The sequence below is a fragment of the Aestuarium sp. genome (genome assembly GCF_023253315.1).
In the GTDB taxonomy this organism is placed as follows: Bacteria; Pseudomonadota; Alphaproteobacteria; order Rhodobacterales; family Rhodobacteraceae; genus Marivivens; species Marivivens donghaensis.
This window is the reverse complement of record NZ_JALRGW010000025.1, coordinates 1-17,094: the sequence shown is the minus strand read 5'-3', so window position 1 is coordinate 17,094 and position 17,094 is coordinate 1. Positions and strand designations below refer to the sequence as shown.

Genomic DNA, 17,094 nt, shown 5'->3' with positions numbered 1-17,094 from the left:
TGAGGAAGGTTCCAATTCCGTGCTAAGCCGCTAGACTTTATCCGTAGAGAATTGTAAGTCGCGAGCGTTAACGCTAACATAGCTAGCGTGATGTGATCTACGAGAGAGAAGCGGAGAACAGCATGGTATCGCGTGTCATTCCGGTCGAACCCTTCGACCTAGTGATTTTTGGGGGCACGGGCGATCTGGCCCGCCGTAAAATCCTGCCTGGCTTGTTCCGCCGTTATCTGTCGGGGCAAATGACCCCTGAATCGCGGATCATTGGTGCTGCGCGCTCTGAGATGGATACCGAAGGGTTCCGTCAGCTTGTGGCAGACGCGATCCAAGAATTCGGCGGTGCCGAGAAGTCTGAAAAGAAATCGATCGCCGAGTTCCTTGCGCGGCTCGACTATGTTGCGATTGACGCCAAAGGCGAGGGCGGTTGGGCGCAGCTTGCTGGTCTGATGCGGGACGGCGTTGTGCGCGCGTTCTATTTCTCTGTCGCGCCGAGCCTCTTTGGCGATCTCGCAGAACGTCTTCACCTGCATGGCATTGCAAACAGCGAAAGCCGTATCGTTGTCGAGAAACCGTTCGGTCGCGATCTGGCATCGGCCAAGGCGTTGAACGCGGTGCTCGCAACGCATTTCGACGAAACGCAGATTTACCGCATCGACCACTATCTGGGCAAAGAAACCGTTCAGAACCTTATGGCCGTCCGCTTTGGTAACGTGCTGTTTGAGCCGCTGTGGAACAACCATTACGTCGATCACATCCAGATCACCGTGGCAGAAACCGTGGGTGTTGGTGGTCGCGGGGCCTATTACGATAAATCGGGTGCGATGCGCGATATGGTGCAGAACCACCTGATGCAGCTCTTGTGCCTCATTGCGATGGAACCGCCCAGCAAGTTTGAGGCCGATGAGGTCCGCAACGAAAAGCTCAAGGTGATCCGTGCCTTGCAGAACGTGGATCACCACCACATCGTGCGTGGCCAATATGACGCCGATGGCAGTAGCCCGTCCTATCGTGACGACGCGGAAAACCCGCGTTCGTTCACCGAGAGCTTTATCGCGATGCGCTGCCATATCAACAACTGGCGTTGGGCTGGCGTGCCGTTCTATCTGCGCACTGGTAAAAAGATGAAAGCGCGGTCGTCCGAGATCGCGGTGGTGTTCAAAGACCTTGGTCACTCGATCTTTGAAGGGGACGAAGCGCGTCACCGCAACATCCTCGCCATCCGTTTGCAGCCGAACGAAGGCATCGACCTGCAAGTGACGATCAAAGAACCGGGTCCGGGTGGTATGCGTCTGATTGACGTGCCGCTAGATATGACGTTCTCTGAGGCCCTTGGTGATGACGCAGAAGATGTGACCGATGCTTACGAGCGTCTGATTATGGACGTGATCCGTGGCAACCAGACCCTGTTCATGCGTGGCGACGAGGTCGAGGCGGCTTGGGCTTGGACTGATCCGTTGATCAATGATTGGGAACGTCGCAACGATGTGCCTAAGCTTTACGATCAAGGCTCTGCTGGTCCAGATGATGCCCTGATGCTGATGCATCGTGACGGTCGTCGCTGGCGCGATATCAAAGGTTAAGCAAACGACGGCGGGCTGGTCCCGCCGTTGATCTGAAAGGACAAAACGATGGATTTCATCGAATACGCCGACGCGGAACTTATGATGATGAATCTGGCGGATAAGATCGCCAGCGAATTACGCGAAACGCTCCAGCATGATGAGTTTGCGACCTTGGCTGTTCCGGGTGGCACGACCCCTGGTCCGATCTTTGACTCGCTCTGCGCGGTTGATCTGGACTGGGCGCGGGTCAATGTGATGCTGACCGATGAACGCTGGGTGCCTGAAACGTCTGAACGGTCGAATACTCGACTGATCAAGGAACGGCTGCTGATCAATCACGCTGCCGCCGCGACTTACCTGCCGCTGTTCAAAGAAGGCGGTTCGGCTGAGGAAAAATTGCCGGAACTGTCGGCTGTGATCGCGCCAAAGCTGCCGATTTCGGTCTGTTTGTTGGGTATGGGCGCGGACATGCATACGGCGTCGATCTTCCCCGAGGCGGATCGTCTGGCGGATGCGCTGCATGGCACTGACATTCTTTATCCGATGCGAGCGCCCGGAGCGCCTGAGCCGCGGATCACACTCTCTGCGCATGTCCTGAAAGACGCGATGCGCCGTCATATCGTAATCAAAGGTGCCGACAAACGTGAGGCGCTGGAAAAGGCTCGTCATCTGAGCGCGGATGACGCACCCGTCGCCGCTGTTCTGTCGGGCGCAACTGTTCACTGGGCTGAAGCATGACCATTTTTGACGATCTGAAATCCCACTACGCGTCTATCAAAGACCGCCGTATCGAGAGCATGTTGGACGCACGTCGCGCCGATGATTTCTCGGCGCAGGCTGGGGATATGCTGTTCGATTATTCGAAGACGAACATCGACACTGATGCGCGGGACATGCTGATCGGTCTGTTGGAGACAACAGGCGTTGCCGCACGGCGCGATGCGATGTTTGCGGGCGAAAAGATCAACGAGACCGAAGGACGTGCGGTGCTGCATACGGCGCTGCGGAACCTCGACGGTGGTGCGGTGAAGGTCGATGGTGAGGATGTGATCCCCGCCGTTCGCGACACGCTCGCAAGGATGGAGGCGTTTGCTTCTGATGTCCGCGAAGGCCGTTACACAGGGCAGGGTGGCAAGATCATTGATGTGATCAATATCGGCATCGGTGGATCTGACTTGGGCCCTGCGATGGCGTATCGTGCGCTTGCGCCTTACGCTAATGGCCCGCGGTGCCATTTCGTATCGAACGTTGACCCTGCGGATATTGCGCAGGTTCTACGGTCCTGCGATCCCGCGACGACATTGGTGATCGTCGCGTCCAAGACCTTTACCACGATTGAAACAATGACGAACGCCCGCACCGCAAAGGCGTGGATGAGCGAACAGGTTACCGACCCTGCGGCGCAATTCGCGGCTCTGTCGACGGCGATGGATAAGACGGCAGCCTTTGGCATTCCTGCGTCTCGCGTGTTTGGGTTCGAGGATTGGGTCGGTGGTCGTTATTCCATGTGGGGGCCGATTGGCCTGTCGCTGATGATCGCCATTGGCGCGGATGCGTTCCGTGCGTTCTTGCGCGGTGGTCAGGCGATGGACACCCACTTCCGTGCCGCAAAATGGGAAGAAAACCTACCCGCATTGCTGGCTCTGGTTGGGATCTGGCACAATCAGGTTTGCGGTTTCGCAACCCGCGCTGTGCTACCCTATGACAACAACCTCGCGCGTCTGCCTGCCTACCTCCAGCAGCTCGAGATGGAGAGTAACGGCAAAGGCGTCAGCATGGATGGCGCTGACCTGCCGTTTGAAAGCGGTCCTGTTGTTTGGGGTGAGCCTGGCACCAACGGTCAGCACGCGTTCTATCAGTTGATCCACCAAGGCACGCGGGTGATCCCGTGCGAATTCCTCGTTGCTGCGACGGGTCATGACGAAGGGCTGCACCATCAGCACCAGTTGTTGGTGGCGAACTGTCTTGCCCAGTCTGAGGCCCTGATGAAGGGTCGTACGCTGGATGAGGCGCGCGCAAAGAACGCTGATAAATTCGAGGGCGCAGAACTGGAACGCCAAGCGGCCCACCGTGTGTTTACGGGGAACCGTCCCTCGGTGACGATTGCCTATCCAAAGCTGGACCCATTCATGCTCGGCCAGATTATCGCGCTGTATGAACACCGTGTGTTTGTTGAAGGCGTGGTTCTGGGCATCAACTCTTACGACCAGTGGGGCGTTGAGTTGGGCAAAGAGCTAGCCACCGCGCTTCAGCCGATTGTGGAGGGCAAAGCAGATGCCGCATCCAAAGATGGATCGACGGCGCAGCTCGTTGGGTTCTTGCGGACCAACGGCCTATAATAGAAAGGGCCGCTGCGACCTTGATCGCAGCGGCCCCATCGTAGTCCCTGGGAGGGATTACATCGCAGGCAGCATCACCGCGTCGATCACATGGATCACGCCGTTCGACTGCTTCACATCCGCAATCGTGACAGTCGCAACGTTGCCGTTTTCATCGGTCAGCGACATGACGCCGTCAGCATAGCTTGCCTTGAGAACGCAACCGCCGAGGGTCGGCACGTCATGCACGCCTCGGTCATCGTCGATCATGCCCATCATTGCGTCCGACATGACTTCTTTGCCGACCACATGGCAGGTCAGGATTTTCACCAGCTGATCTTTGTTTTCAGGCTGGAGGAGCGTTTCAACAGTGCCCTCTGGCAGGGCGGCGAAGGCGTCATTCACTGGGGCAAATACGGTGAACGGGCCGTCACCTGCGAGGGTATCAACGAGGCCTGCGGCCTGAACTGCAGCAACTAGCGTGGTGTGATCCGCCGAGTTCACCGCGTTTTCGACGATGTTCATGGTCGGGAACATCTCAGCGCCACCCACCATCGGGTTCGCAGCCGAATGGCCATCAGCAAAGCTAGCAATAGGAGCAGCGAAAAGCGTTGCGGTGAGTGCGGTTACAGAAAGAATGTTTTTCATGATGTCCTCTACATCGGGGTTAAGATGTGAGGGATACGGGGCGGAGGCGGTTTTGGTTCTCGCGTTTTGTTCACAAGTACTAAACATAAACGTGTGTGGTTTGTGTTTACTAAAACCAAAGGGCGACCTAGCGGCCGCCCTTATGAATTCTGTATGTGTGATGTGGATTACATCAGTTGCAGCAGCAAGTAGGGCAACCCAAGCATCCCTGCGGTGGTCAGCACAATTGACAGAAACAGGCCTTTAAACATCGTCATCCTCCATAGTGTTTGGAGGGAGATAGGGGGTTAAAATCCCTATTCAAGATGCGAAATTAAAGAGAATTTGGAGCGGGTAGCGGGAATCGAACCCGCACGTTCAGCTTGGGAAGCTGACAGGCTACCACTACATCATACCCGCAGCCCTGCGCGACGAAGTAGTCGCGAGGTCAGCCAGCGTCAAGGGGCATTTAGCCCCTCCGACGACGGCGCCCGCCAGCCTCTCCGCCGCTGCTGGCCGTGTTAAACGACACGTCGGGCAGGTCGACAATCGACAGCAAGTTCGGGAACGGATCCGTCGCGTGCGGGATCGCGTTTGCGTTGACGAAGTGTTCTTGGAACTTTGGCTCGATCGCGGTTTCGATCTTGGTGATCTCGCGCACGGTGTGTTCGATGCTGGACCGCGCGGCCTTGGAACAAAGCGCGATACGTGCGCCTGTGCCCGCGGCGTTGCCTGCGGACGACACTTTGTCCAGCGGCACGTCAGGGATCATGCCCAGAACCATCGCGTGTTTCGCACTGATATGCGCACCAAAGGCACCAGCGAGCACCACACGATCCACGGTATCGACGCCCATTTCATCCATCAGCAACCGTGCTCCCGCATAGAGCGCGGATTTGGCGAGCTGGATGGCGCGGATGTCGCCTTGGGTCACGGTGATGCGCGGGCCGCCGTCGGCGCTGGCGTCATGGATCAGGTAGCTGTTGGTGCGGCCCGTGGCCTCGCAGCGTGGGGTTCCTGTCTGTTCTGCGCTGCCGATCAGACCTTTGGGGTCCAAGAGGCCCGCGATGCGGAGTTCAGCGACGGCCTCAATGATACCCGAGCCACAGATGCCCGTGATGCCAGAGCCAGCGGTCGCCTCGGCAAAGCCTTCCTCGTCCGACCAGAGGTCGCAGCCGATGACACGGAAGCGGGGCTCTTTGGTGACGGGGTCAATTTCGATCCGTTCGATAGCACCCGGCGCTGCGCGTTGACCGCTGCTGATCTGTGCGCCCTCAAATGCGGGGCCAGTGGGCGACGAACAGGCGAGAACCCGTTCGGTATTGCCAAGAAGGATTTCCGCGTTGGTGCCCACGTCGACGATGAGCGCGAGGTCTTTGGACTTTTGCGGTTCCTCAGACAAGGCGACCGCGGCGCAGTCCGCACCGACGTGGCCAGCGATACATGGAAGGATGTAAACGCGGCCTGCTGGGTTGAGCGCGTTCAGATCCAGATCACGGGCGTCGAGTGTCATGCTCTCTGCCGTAGCGAGGGCAAAGGGCGCTTGACCCAATTCAACGGGATCAATGCCCAGCAGGAGGTGGTGCATTACGGGGTTACAAACGAACACGGTTTCCATGATCCGCGCCGTGTCAATCTGCGTCTCAGATGCTAGTTCGGAGGCCAGCGTATTGATCGCCTCACGCACGACGGTCGTCATTTCCACGTCGCCGCCCTTGTTCATCATTGAATAGGACACGCGGGACATGAGGTCTTCGCCAAAGCGGATTTGCGGGTTCATGATGCCCGACGATCCGATCACAGCACCCGTTTTCAGGTCGCACAAATGCGCTGCGATGGTGGTCGAGCCAAGGTCGATGGCGAGGCCAAAAATCGGCGTTTCGTCAAAGCCTGGGAAGATATCGATGAGGCGATGTTTGCCACCGTCGTGATCGCGGTTCAGGGCAACGGTGGCCTTGAACGCGCCTTTACGCAGGACGGGCTGAAGTTTGCGCAACACGCTTAGGGGGGCCGAGATACCGTCGATGTCCCATTGTTCGCGCAGCGCGGTTTCCAGACGTTCGAGGTCGCCCGACGGGTCGTGCATGTCTGCTTCGGCCACTTCGACGTAGTAAAGCGCGGTTGCGGGGTCCATCACGATGTCACGGTCGGTTGCGGCTTTGCGCACGACCTGACGGTGGACTTGGCTCTCTGGTGGGACGTCGATAACCACATCGGATTGGATGCAAGCCTGACAGCCCAAACGACGGCCCGTTTTCAGGCCGCGCACACGGTCGTAGCGCTCTTCGACCGCGTTGAATTCGGTGAGCGCATCATCCGCGACGGTCACGCCATGTTTCGAAAACTCGCCATAAGACGGTTGGATTTGGCATTTAGAGCAAATGCCACGGCCACCGCAGACAGTGTCCAGATCAACACCCAACTGACGTGCAGCCGTCAGAACGGGGGTGCCGACCGGAAAACGGCCGCGTTTGCCAGAGGGTGTGAAAATCACAAGAGGATCGGTCATGGTGTGGTCCTGTTCGCTATCGCAAAAGGTATAGCCCGATTGGGTCCAGTAAAAAGCCGGATCGCGTCATTTGGCGCACCGGAAACGGCATTTGTTCAAAGGTCAAAGCCCAACCATCGCACGGATATCTTCGGGCGTCGCACCTTCGGCATGGAATTTTGAAATCGCCTTAGCGTCTGTGCGTTTGGCGAGCCGTTTTCCATCGGCGTCACGGATCAGGTCGTGGTGGTGATAGAGCGGGGTGGGCAGGTCCAGAAGGGATTGGAGCAGGCGGTGAATAACGGTCGCTTCAATGAGGTCTGCACCGCGCACGGCTTCGGTCACGTTTTGGGCGGCGTCATCGACAACGACCGACAGGTGATAGGCCGCCATGCCTGTGTCCTTGCGAAAGAGGACGATATCGCCCACGTTTTCGATAAGGTGTTGGGCGGAAAGTGCGTTATTGCCCGTCTCGAACGGACCTGTTTCGGTGTAAAACAGGTGCGATACGTCACCGAGGTGGGCAATCGCGGCTGCCATGTTCAGGCGGATCGCGTCGTTTGAGGATGCCTCGGACATGGATTTGTCGCGGCAGGTGCCCGGATAGACGATGCCGTCTGGTCCGATCGGTACGCCTTCTTGCGGGGCGGAAAAGGCCGATTGGATGTCCTTGCGGGTGCAAGAACAGGGATACAGCAGTCCTAGGTTTTGAAGGCGTTCACGGGCTGCATCGTAGAGCGGGATGCGATCCGTCACTCGCGCAATCGGTTCGGGCCACGAGAGGCCAAGCCAGTGCAGGTCCTCGTAGATCAAAGCCTCCCATTCGGGACGGCAGCGAGTGGTGTCGCCATCCTCGATCCGAAGGAGAAATTGCCCACCGTTGGCCTGTGCGCGGTCCCATGCGATCAGCGCAGAATAAGCGTGACCCAGATGCAGCGGACCTGTTGGGCTCGGTGCGAAGCGGGTCACGTAGTTCATTAGCTTTGCGCTGCAAGCCATTGATTGAAATCTTCTTTGGCGCGATCTGTGTAGCCTTTGTAACGCTCTTTGCGGCCCTTACGGCCACCGCGCATCCCGTCGAGCGGCGGGAACAGGCCGAAGTTTACGTTCATCGGCTGGAAGGTTTTCGCCTCGGCCCCGCCAGAGATATGGGTCACAAGTGCCCCCATCGCAGTGGTGTTCGGGATTGGATCGACGCTGCGGCCTTGGATTTCGGCAGCGGCCAAACGGCCCGCCAAAAGACCCATCGCGGCGCTTTCAACATAGCCTTCAACGCCCGTGATTTGACCCGCGAAACGGATGTTCGGGCGAGATTTCAGGCGCATTTCGGCGTCAAGGAGCGTCGGCGAGTTGATAAAGGTGTTACGGTGAATACCACCAAGACGCGCAAATTCAGCGTTCTCCAGACCGGGGATCATGGTGAAGACTTCTTTTTGTGCGCCGTATTTCATTTTGGTCTGGAAGCCGACAATATTATACAATGTTCCCAATGCGTTATCGCGGCGAAGTTGAACCACGGCATAGGGTTTATTGTCGGGGTCGTTGGCGTTGGTGAGGCCCACGGGCTTCATCGGACCAAAGCGGAGGGTTTCACGACCTCGTTCCGCCATCACCTCGATCGGGAGGCAGCCGTCAAAGTAGCCAGCGGTTTCACCCTCGTGGAATTCGGTTTTATCCGCGGCCAAAAGCGCGTCGATGAACGCCTCATATTGGTCTTTGGTCATCGGGCAGTTGAGGTAGGCGGTGCGCTCTTCTTCGGTTTCGCCTTTGTCGTAGCGGGACTGCATCCATGCCACATCCATATTCACGCTGTCGAAATAGACGATTGGCGCGATGGCATCAAAGAAAGCGAGCGCTTCAGCGCCTGTCTCTGCCTGAATGGCTTTGCCGAGGCCCTCGGACGTGAGCGGTCCTGTTGCGATGATCCAGTGACCGTCGGAAGGTAGCTCTGTAATCTCTTCATAATACACAGAAATATTCGGGTGCGCCATCAGCGCGGCAGTCACGCTTTCGGCAAATGGATCACGGTCAACGGCCAGAGCGCCGCCTGCAGGAAGGCGGTGTTTCGCGGCCATTTCCATGATGATCCCGCCCGCCTGACGCATTTCCCAATGCAAAAGACCCACGGCGTTCTGTTCGTGATCATCTGAACGGAACGAGTTCGAACAGACCATCTCGGCGAGGTTGCCCGTGCGATGTGCAAAGGTTTCGACCTTGGGGCGCATTTCGTGAATGACCACCTGAACGCCTGCGTTTGCAGCCTGCCAAGCAGCCTCTGATCCGGCCATTCCGCCGCCGATGATATGAAGTGTCTGTGTCATGGTCGGGGATTTAGCTGTGGTGGGGGCAAAAGAAAAGGGCCGCGAGATGCGGCCCTGTCCTTATTCTTCGGTTGCCGGCGTTTCGGCTTCGCCCGTATCTGGCGCTTCTTCTTCGGCCTCTTCGATGCGGGCCACGGAAACGACCGTTTCGTCGGCTCGGGTGTTGAACACCTTTACGCCGCCAGCAGAACGTGAGCGGAAGCTGATGCCTTCGACGGGGACGCGGATCGATTGGCCGGTCGAGGTGACGAGCATGATCTGGTTGTCCATGTCGATTGGGAAGCAAGACACAATCTCGCCGCCGCGCATCTGTTTTTCAAACGCGGTGACGCCCATGCCGCCACGACCGCGAACAGGGTAATCGTGGGACGAGGTGATCTTACCGATGCCTTTGGCGGTGATGGTCAGGATCAGGTTTTCCGCCGCCGACATCTCTGCATAGCGTTCGGTGGACAGTTCGCCTGCTGGAACGTCATCCTCATCCGTCGCGTCATCCTCTGTCACGCCAGCCATAGCGCGGCGCATTTTGAGGTAAGCTGCGCGTTCTTGCGGATCTGCCTCAAAGTGGCGGATGACCGACATGGACACCACACGGTCGTCGCCGTTCAGACGAATGCCGCGCACACCAGTGGAGGCACGCGAGTTAAACACGCGAACGTCCGTCGATGGGAAGCGGATCGCACGGCCAGAGTTGGTGACGAGCATAACGTCGTCATCCTCAGATGCGATGCGTGCGTTCACCAGTTCAACGCCATCAGGCAGTTTCATTGCGATTTTACCGTTACGCATAACGTTGGTGAAATCAGAGAGACGGTTGCGGCGCACATCACCTGCTGAGGTCGCAAAGACGATTTGCAGGTTGTCCCATTCTTCATCCGGACGGTCGACGGGCATGATCGCCGCGATCGAGACCCCTTGCGGGATTGGCAGAATGTTGATGATCGCTTTGCCCTTGGCGGTGCGGCCACCTGCGGGCAGGCGCCAAGTCTTGAGCTTATAGACCATACCGTCGGTCGTGAAGAACAAGAGCTGCGTGTGGGTGTTGGCCACAAAGAGGGTGGTGACCACGTCCTCTTCTTTGGTTTGCATACCCGACAGGCCTTTGCCGCCGCGACGCTGCGACCGGAATTCGGCGAGAGGGGTGCGTTTGATGTAGCCACCCGAGGTTACGGTCACGACCATATCCTCGCGTTCGATCAGATCCTCGTCGTCCATATCAGCGGCCCATTCGACGATCTCTGTGCGGCGCGGAACCGCAAAGAGTTCACGCACTTCGCGCAGTTCGTCGGAGATGATGCCCATGATCCGTTCGCGAGAGGCCAGGATTTCGAGGTATTCTTTGATCTTCTTCGCCAGCTCTTGCAGTTCGTCGGTAACCTCTTGGACACCGATTTGTGTCAGACGCTGGAGACGCAGTTCGAGGATCGCACGGGCCTGAGCCTCGGAGAGGTTATAGGTGCCGTCGTCGTTCACAGGGTGAAGCGGATCGTCGATCAGTTTCAGGTATTCGATGATCGAGCCAGCGGGCCAGCGACGAGTCATCAGTTTTTCGCGTGCATCCGCGGCGTCGGCAGAGGCGCGGATGGTTGCAACAACTTCGTCCACGTTGGTCACAGCAACGGCCAAACCACAGAGGATATGCGAACGGTCACGTGCCTTGCGCAGTTCAAATGCGGTGCGGCGTGCGACAACTTCTTCGCGGAAGGTCACGAAGGCCGAAAGGAACCCATAAAGCGTCAGGGTTTCAGGCTTACCACCGTTCAGCGCGAGCATGTTGCAGCCAAAGCTGACTTGCATCGGCGTGAAGCGGAACAGTTGGTTCAGCACGACTTCGGCGGTGGCATCGCGTTTGAGTTCGACAACAACGCGAACACCGTTACGGTCGGATTCGTCCTGAACGTGGGCGATGCCCTCGATCTTTTTGTCGCGTGCACATTCGGCGATCTTTTCGATCATCGACGCTTTGTTCACCTGATAGGGGATTTCGTCGACGACGATGGCCCAGCGGTCTTTGCGGATTTCTTCGACGTGGGTTTTGGCGCGGAGCACAACAGAGCCACGCCCCTCAAGATAGGCTTTGCGCGCACCAGAGCGGCCCATCATGACACCGCCCGTAGGGAAGTCAGGACCCGGAACGTATTCGATCAGGTCAGCCGACGACAAATCGGGATTGTCGATCAGCGCAAGGGTCGCATCCACAACTTCGCCAAGGTTATGCGGCGGAATGTTGGTTGCCATACCCACCGCGATACCGCCCGCGCCGTTGACCAACATGTTCGGGAAGCGCGACGGAAGAACTGTCGGCTCTTTGTCTTTGCCGTCGTAGTTGTCGACGAAATCAACGGTATCTTTGTCGATATCAGCCAGCATATAGGCAGCTGGTTTGTCCATGCGCACTTCGGTGTAGCGCATCGCAGCAGCGCGGTCGCCATCCATCGAACCAAAGTTACCCTGACCATCGAGCAAGGGCAGCGACATCGAGAAGTCCTGCGCCATGCGGACCAAGGCGTCATAGATCGCAGAGTCGCCGTGCGGGTGATATTTACCCATCACGTCGCCGACCGGACGCGCCGATTTGCGGTAGGGTTTATCGTGCCCGTTGTTAGTCTCATGCATCGCGAAAAGAATGCGACGGTGCACGGGTTTTAGACCATCCCTAAGGTCGGGAATAGCACGGCTCACGATCACGCTCATCGCGTAATCGAGATACGAGGTCTTCATCTCGTCGATGATAGAAATCTGCGGTCCGTCGTGGTGCATACGCACGATCGCGGTTTCTTCTTCGTTTTCAGGGGTTTCCGGAGTATCGGTCACGTTGTCCGCCTGTCTGCCTGTTGGCTTCTATATCTTGTTTGGGTTCTTATACCGCAGTCAGGATATAGGGTGCAATGGCGGAAGGCGGAAAACGTCACCTGATTGGAAATACGGCCTATTTTGCCCGTTGTAGCATACCGAAAAGGTCACGTGGATCATCGGGGTCGGCGAGCATATCGAGGTTCGTATAATAAGGCGTTCCTAAGATAGCGCGGTGGACGTAACGCAGGGCGCTGAAGTCCTCGATCGCGAAGCCGACGCTGTCAAATAAGGTGATCTGATCGGCGCTGGTGCGGCCTGCCGCGGTCCCTGACATAACCTTCCAGAGTTCGGTCACGGGGTGATCACCGTCGAGTTGCTGAATTTCGCCTTCGACCCGTGTTTGCGGCGGGTATTCCACAAAGATCGATGATCGGTGCAGGATTGCGGAAGCCAATTCCGTCTTGCCGGGGCAATCGCCGCCGATGGCGTTGATGTGTACGCCAGGGCCGACCATGTTGTCCGACAGGATCGTCGCGTATTGTTTGTCCGCGGTGCAGGTCGTCAGGATATGTGCGCCCTCAATCGCCGCTTCGGCACTGGTGCAAGGGGTGACATTGAGGCCAGACGCCGCGAGGTTGCGGGCGCATTTGGCGGTGGCGTTCGCGTCTTTGTCATAGAGGCGAACGTCGGTGATGCCGCAGATTGCCTTGAACGCGATGCACTGAAATTCGGACTGCGCACCATTGCCGATCATGGCCATCGTCGTCGCCCCTTTGGGCGCGAGGTGTTTGGCGGCGAGGGCTGACATTGCTGCCGTCCTTAGCGCGGTGAGCAAAGTCATTTCAGTGAGTAAAACTGGATAACCTGTCGCCACATCGGCCAAGAGACCAAAGGCAGTGACGGTTTGCAGGCCTTCGCTCGTGTTCTTTGGGTGGCCGTTGACGTATTTGAACCCGTAGTTTTCGTGGTCAGCGGCGGGCATGAGTTCAATCACACCAACATCGGAGTGTGACGCCACGCGCGGGGTTTTGTCAAACTCCTCCCAACGTTTGAAATCGCTTTCGATCTCGTCCGCGAGGTCCCGCAGGATAGTCTCGAGGCCGATATGATGGACCAGTCCCATCATGTGGTCGACGGAGACAAACGGCACGAGGGCTTTGTCAGAAGGTAGGGTCATGCATAGCTCCGTGTAGGTCGGTCAAAGACGCGGCGACCAAGGAGAGAGGCCGTCAGGTCCACCATGAGGGAGGCGGTTTTGCCGCGATCGTCGAGGAATGGGTTGAGTTCAACGAGGTCGAGCGAACAGACCGCGCCGCTGTCGCAGAGCATTTCCATTACGAGGTGTGCTTCGCGGACGGTTGCGCCGCCGGGGACGGTTGTGCCGACTGCAGGAGCGACCGAAGGGTCAAGGAAATCAACGTCGAGCGAAACGTGAAGGATGCCGTTCGCGGCGGCGACCTTATCAAGGAAAGATTGCAGCGGTTTGACGATACCGACCTCGTCGATGGTGCGCATATCAACCAGCGTGGCGTCGGTGTCCGCGAGCGCGTCATGTTCGGCGGGATCAACAGACCGTAGGCCAATCATGCAGAGGCGGTCTGCTGGAATAGGAGCGGCAAGCGGCGGGAAATCGTCAAAGCCATCACGGCCCGACACATAGCCCAACGGAGTGCCGTGTAGGTTGCCCGTCGTTGTGGTGTTGGGCGTGTGGTAATCGGTATGCGCATCAAGCCAGAGCACAAAGAGAGGGCGCCCAATTTGCTGCGCATAGTCCGCCATGCCCGCGACAGAGCCGAGCGACAGAGCGTGGTCGCCGCCCAGAAACACGGGCATCCCGTTTGGCGCATGGTCAACGGCCGCCTTGGCCAAGGTCCGTGTCCAGCCGACCGTTTCGTCGAGCTTGTAAACCTCTGGGTTTGAATGCGCGGGCAGGGGGCGTGTATCGGGCGTCAGGTTCCCGATGTCTGTCACGCTATGGCCGAGGCCGGTGATCGCTTCGGCAATGCCAGCGGTGCGAAAGGCGTCAGGCCCCATAAGGCAACCCCGACGGCGTTTGCCGCAGTCTACGGGTGCCCCGATTAAGATAAGGTGTTTCTGTGTCATAGGCCGAATATCCTTGCGAAATGGGGATGACAGAAGCGATCAAAATGTGCGAAATGAGCCAGCACTGATCAAATTGGAAAGCTAATATGGACGAACTGGATCAACGCCTCATTGTCGCATTGAAACGTGACGCTCGTGCGAGCCTGTCCGAACTGGCTGCTGATTTGAACGTCACGCGCACGACGATACGGTCACGGCTCGCGCGGCTTCAGGACAGTGGGGAAATCGTAGGGTTTACCGTGTTGACCCGCAACGACGTCGCGACGAGCCCTGTGCGTGGCTTGATGATGTTAGAGATTGAGGGGCGCGGGACAGAGCGGATCATGTCCCGACTCTCTGCCATGCCAGAGGTGATGGCGGTTCATTCAACCAACGGTCAGTGGGATCTTATCGCCGAAATCGGCACGATGACCCTCGAGAAATTCGACGAAGTGCTGTTTGCCATTCGCCGATTGGACGGGATCACGAGTAGTGAGACGAACCTACTTCTTTCAACCCGCCGTGGGGCGCGACGCTAGGACCGCTTTGATCCAGATGACCGCGAGAACGAAGGAAATAATCGCGTTCCAGCCTGGCATTGAAATACCCAAAAGCTCCCAGCTGATCTGATCGCACATCACGAGCTTTGGCCCGCTATCAACCGCGAGAAGGTCGTTGACGTTCATGCCCGACAGACCAGACCCCGTGCAAGAGGCTGGGCCATCCCAGTATTTGTGCTCAACACCGAAGTGGTAAACGCCAATTGCACCTGTCGTCAGCGCGGCGAGCGCGCCAAGTGCGGGCAGGAGGCGGCCTTGGATCATCAGCGCGAGGAGGCCAATGGCAACAGCAGCCGCGTGGGGCCAACGTTGCCAGATGCACATTGCGCATGGCGGCAGGTCCATCAGCCGTTGAAACACGACCATCGCACCAAAGAGCATCGCGGCCGAACCGCCAGCCGCCAAAAGAACGTAGGTTTTGCGCGATGTGGTCATAGGTATTTCACCAGATAGAAGCCGCCGAACAAAAGAACGCAGCAGATTGCAAAGACGAGGCCGAGGCGTTTTTCGATAAAGTCACGGATCGGTTCGCCGAATTTCCACAACAGGCCTGCAACGATAAAGAAGCGCAGCGCGCGTGCCACGATGGCCGAGAGGATAAACGGGATCAGTGCGAATTGCAGCACGCCCGACGCGATTGTGATGACCTTGAACGGGAAGGGGGTCACACCTGCGACGAGGACGGCCCAAATGCCGAAGCTGTCGAACTTGTCCTTGAATACTTCGAACTCGGCGCCTTTGCCGTAGAAATCGAGGATCGGTTTGCCGATGACGTCGAAGAGACCGTAGCCAATATAATAGCCGAGCAGTGCACCAAGGACCGAGGCAATGGTCGCGACACCTGCAATAAGGAACGCGCGGTTCGGGCGCGCCATGATCATCGGGATCATCAGGACATCAGGCGGAATTGGGAACACGGACGATTCAATGAACGAAAGAAACGCCAGAACCCAGAGCGCGTGCGGGTGATCCGCCAGCGACATGGTCCAAGAATAAAGTTTGCGAAGCATATGCGCCGTGCCTGTGTTGTTTCGCGCTTTAGGCCATGCAGGACCATCGGCGTCAAGCTTGCAGACGAACACGTTTTTGTTCAGAAACGCATGAGTTGAGTTGCGACGGGCGGGTGCATCATGAAATGGCAAGGACGGCGACATAGTAAGAACATTGTTGATCGGCGTCGCGGCGGAGCCACGGGTGCCGTCGGTGGTGTGGGGGTTGTCGTGGTGCTGCTGGTCGGATGGGCGCTGGGTGTGGATGTCACGCCTCTCTTGTCAGAGCTCGAAGGGCAGGGTGGGACAACACAACTTTCGGACGCCGATGAACGTGCGGCTGAGTTTGTTGCCGTGACTCTCGCGGACACCGAAGAGATTTGGGCCGATATTCTGCCAGACCAGGCGGGGCAACGGTATGCAGAGCCTGCCTTGGTTCTGTTTTCGGGCGCAACGCAGTCTGCTTGTGGTGGGGCTTCGGCGGCGACGGGGCCGTTTTATTGTCCCGCGGACAAACAGATTTACCTCGACACTGATTTCTTTGTGACGATGGAGCGTCAGTTGGGCGCGGGCGGTGATTTCGCTGCAGCCTATGTCGTCGCGCACGAGGTCGCACATTCTGTCCAAGATCAGCTTGGCATCTTGGGGGAAGCAAATCGAGTTCGTGCGCAGGTGAGCGAGGCGCAAAGCAATGCCATCTCTGTTCGGATTGAGCTTCAAGCGGATTGCTATTCGGGGATTTGGGCGCGTGCCGCGTCTCGAACATTGGGTACCATTGAACGGGGTGATTTGGATGAGGCACTGAATGCGGCGCGGCAAATCGGCGACGATACATTGCAGCGCAATGCAGGGCGGAGCGTGCAGCCGCATACTTTTACGCACGGAACATCCGATCAACGCGAACGTTGGTTCGAAAAGGGGTATCAGAGCGGCGACATGCGCCAATGCGATACATTTTCAGTTCAGCGACTTTGAGCGTTGACGACCCTGAAACAGCAGGATAAACGACCGCCACTGGCCGGTGTGGCGGAATGGTAGACGCAGGGGATTCAAAATCCCCCGACCCTAGGTCGTAAGAGTTCGAGTCTCTTCACCGGCACCAGTATTCTCTCAACAACACGATCTACCTTGCACCTGATGCGCTGTCGCGCGGCGGGTTCTGTTGTGCCGTTTGGCATGGCTTTTGCATCCGCTCTGGCCACCTACGAATCAAACTCACCAAAGGGTGATGGTTTGTATCCTTTCGAGACAATTTTTCGCCTCGATTCTTCAAAATATGCCGCCAATTAGAGCAAAATGTTAAAAATGTTTCTTTTTGGGAAACGATGGGGCGACTTTGTCAGGATTTTTTTCG

The 17,094-nt window shown here is 57.6% G+C and carries 14 protein-coding genes and 2 tRNA genes; 6 read left to right on the top strand and 10 right to left on the bottom strand.

Annotated features, from left to right (window positions below; translation table 11 throughout):
- Positions 1-122: 122 nt before the first annotated feature.
- From zwf to pgi, 3 genes are read left to right on the top strand one after another with little or no spacing between them, the layout of a single operon-like run.
- On the top strand, positions 123-1,577 hold the full coding sequence (gene zwf / locus AC1QQ2_RS11725; protein ID WP_479713270.1) for a glucose-6-phosphate dehydrogenase: 1,455 nt from the start codon (positions 123-125) through the stop codon (positions 1,575-1,577).
- A gap of 48 nt (positions 1,578-1,625) precedes the next feature.
- Positions 1,626-2,297, top strand: coding sequence for a 6-phosphogluconolactonase (gene pgl, locus AC1QQ2_RS11720; RefSeq protein WP_479713269.1), 672 nt, complete (start codon positions 1,626-1,628; stop codon positions 2,295-2,297).
- Entirely contained in the window at positions 2,294-3,898 is a 1,605-nt protein-coding gene (gene pgi / locus AC1QQ2_RS11715) for a glucose-6-phosphate isomerase (protein WP_479713268.1), read from the top strand. Before pgl ends, pgi begins: the two co-directional genes overlap by 4 nt.
- 57 nt (positions 3,899-3,955) lie before the next feature.
- Here the strand turns inward: pgi and AC1QQ2_RS11710 are convergent, their stop codons facing one another.
- From AC1QQ2_RS11710 to rocF, 8 genes are all read right to left on the bottom strand, one after another.
- Positions 3,956-4,525, bottom strand: coding sequence for a fasciclin domain-containing protein (locus AC1QQ2_RS11710; RefSeq protein ID WP_479713267.1), 570 nt, complete (start codon positions 4,523-4,525; stop codon positions 3,956-3,958).
- 325 nt (positions 4,526-4,850) lie between these two features.
- Positions 4,851-4,924, bottom strand: a tRNA-Gly gene (locus tag AC1QQ2_RS11705).
- Between the two features lie 49 nt (positions 4,925-4,973).
- Positions 4,974-7,013 carry an ASKHA domain-containing protein gene (locus AC1QQ2_RS11700; protein WP_479713266.1) on the bottom strand — a complete coding sequence of 680 codons (2,040 nt, stop codon included), beginning with the start codon at positions 7,011-7,013 and terminating at the stop codon, positions 4,974-4,976.
- Positions 7,014-7,115: 102 nt separating this feature from the next.
- The gene (gene gluQRS, locus AC1QQ2_RS11695) at positions 7,116-7,970 is read right to left on the bottom strand and encodes a tRNA glutamyl-Q(34) synthetase GluQRS (RefSeq protein ID WP_479713265.1); all 855 of its coding nucleotides are present in this window, start codon (positions 7,968-7,970) and stop codon (positions 7,116-7,118) included.
- Positions 7,970-9,313: a methylenetetrahydrofolate--tRNA-(uracil(54)-C(5))-methyltransferase (FADH(2)-oxidizing) TrmFO gene (gene trmFO, locus AC1QQ2_RS11690; RefSeq protein ID WP_479713264.1), complete on the bottom strand. Its 1,344-nt coding sequence runs from the start codon at positions 9,311-9,313 to the stop codon at positions 7,970-7,972. Before trmFO ends, gluQRS begins: the two co-directional genes overlap by 1 nt.
- Before the next feature lie 60 nt (positions 9,314-9,373).
- Positions 9,374-12,127 (bottom strand): DNA gyrase subunit A, encoded by a 2,754-nt coding sequence (gene gyrA / locus AC1QQ2_RS11685; RefSeq protein WP_249947121.1) that lies wholly within the window; start codon positions 12,125-12,127, stop codon positions 9,374-9,376.
- Between the two features lie 115 nt (positions 12,128-12,242).
- Entirely contained in the window at positions 12,243-13,286 is a 1,044-nt protein-coding gene (locus tag AC1QQ2_RS11680; RefSeq protein ID WP_479713263.1) for an ornithine cyclodeaminase, read from the bottom strand.
- Positions 13,283-14,212: an arginase gene (rocF, locus tag AC1QQ2_RS11675; protein ID WP_479713262.1), complete on the bottom strand. Its 930-nt coding sequence runs from the start codon at positions 14,210-14,212 to the stop codon at positions 13,283-13,285. The genes AC1QQ2_RS11680 and rocF overlap by 4 nt, the downstream gene beginning before the upstream one ends.
- Before the next feature lie 86 nt (positions 14,213-14,298).
- Here rocF and AC1QQ2_RS11670 point away from each other — a divergent pair, with 86 nt between their 5' ends.
- On the top strand, positions 14,299-14,730 hold the full coding sequence (locus tag AC1QQ2_RS11670) for an Lrp/AsnC family transcriptional regulator (protein ID WP_067547855.1): 432 nt from the start codon (positions 14,299-14,301) through the stop codon (positions 14,728-14,730).
- Here AC1QQ2_RS11670 and AC1QQ2_RS11665 read toward each other — a convergent pair.
- Positions 14,704-15,186: a disulfide bond formation protein B gene (locus tag AC1QQ2_RS11665; RefSeq protein ID WP_479713261.1), complete on the bottom strand. Its 483-nt coding sequence runs from the start codon at positions 15,184-15,186 to the stop codon at positions 14,704-14,706. The two genes, AC1QQ2_RS11670 and AC1QQ2_RS11665, sit on opposite strands and share 27 nt — an antisense overlap.
- The gene (locus AC1QQ2_RS11660; RefSeq protein ID WP_479713260.1) at positions 15,183-15,761 is read right to left on the bottom strand and encodes a YqaA family protein; all 579 of its coding nucleotides are present in this window, start codon (positions 15,759-15,761) and stop codon (positions 15,183-15,185) included. The genes AC1QQ2_RS11665 and AC1QQ2_RS11660 overlap by 4 nt, the downstream gene beginning before the upstream one ends.
- 120 nt (positions 15,762-15,881) lie before the next feature.
- Here AC1QQ2_RS11660 and ypfJ point away from each other — a divergent pair, with 120 nt between their 5' ends.
- Both ypfJ and AC1QQ2_RS11650 read left to right on the top strand, forming a co-directional pair.
- Positions 15,882-16,715, top strand: coding sequence for a KPN_02809 family neutral zinc metallopeptidase (gene ypfJ, locus AC1QQ2_RS11655; protein ID WP_479713259.1), 834 nt, complete (start codon positions 15,882-15,884; stop codon positions 16,713-16,715).
- 42 nt (positions 16,716-16,757) lie between these two features.
- Positions 16,758-16,842, top strand: a tRNA-Leu gene (locus AC1QQ2_RS11650).
- The last annotated feature ends 252 nt before the right edge of the window (positions 16,843-17,094 follow it).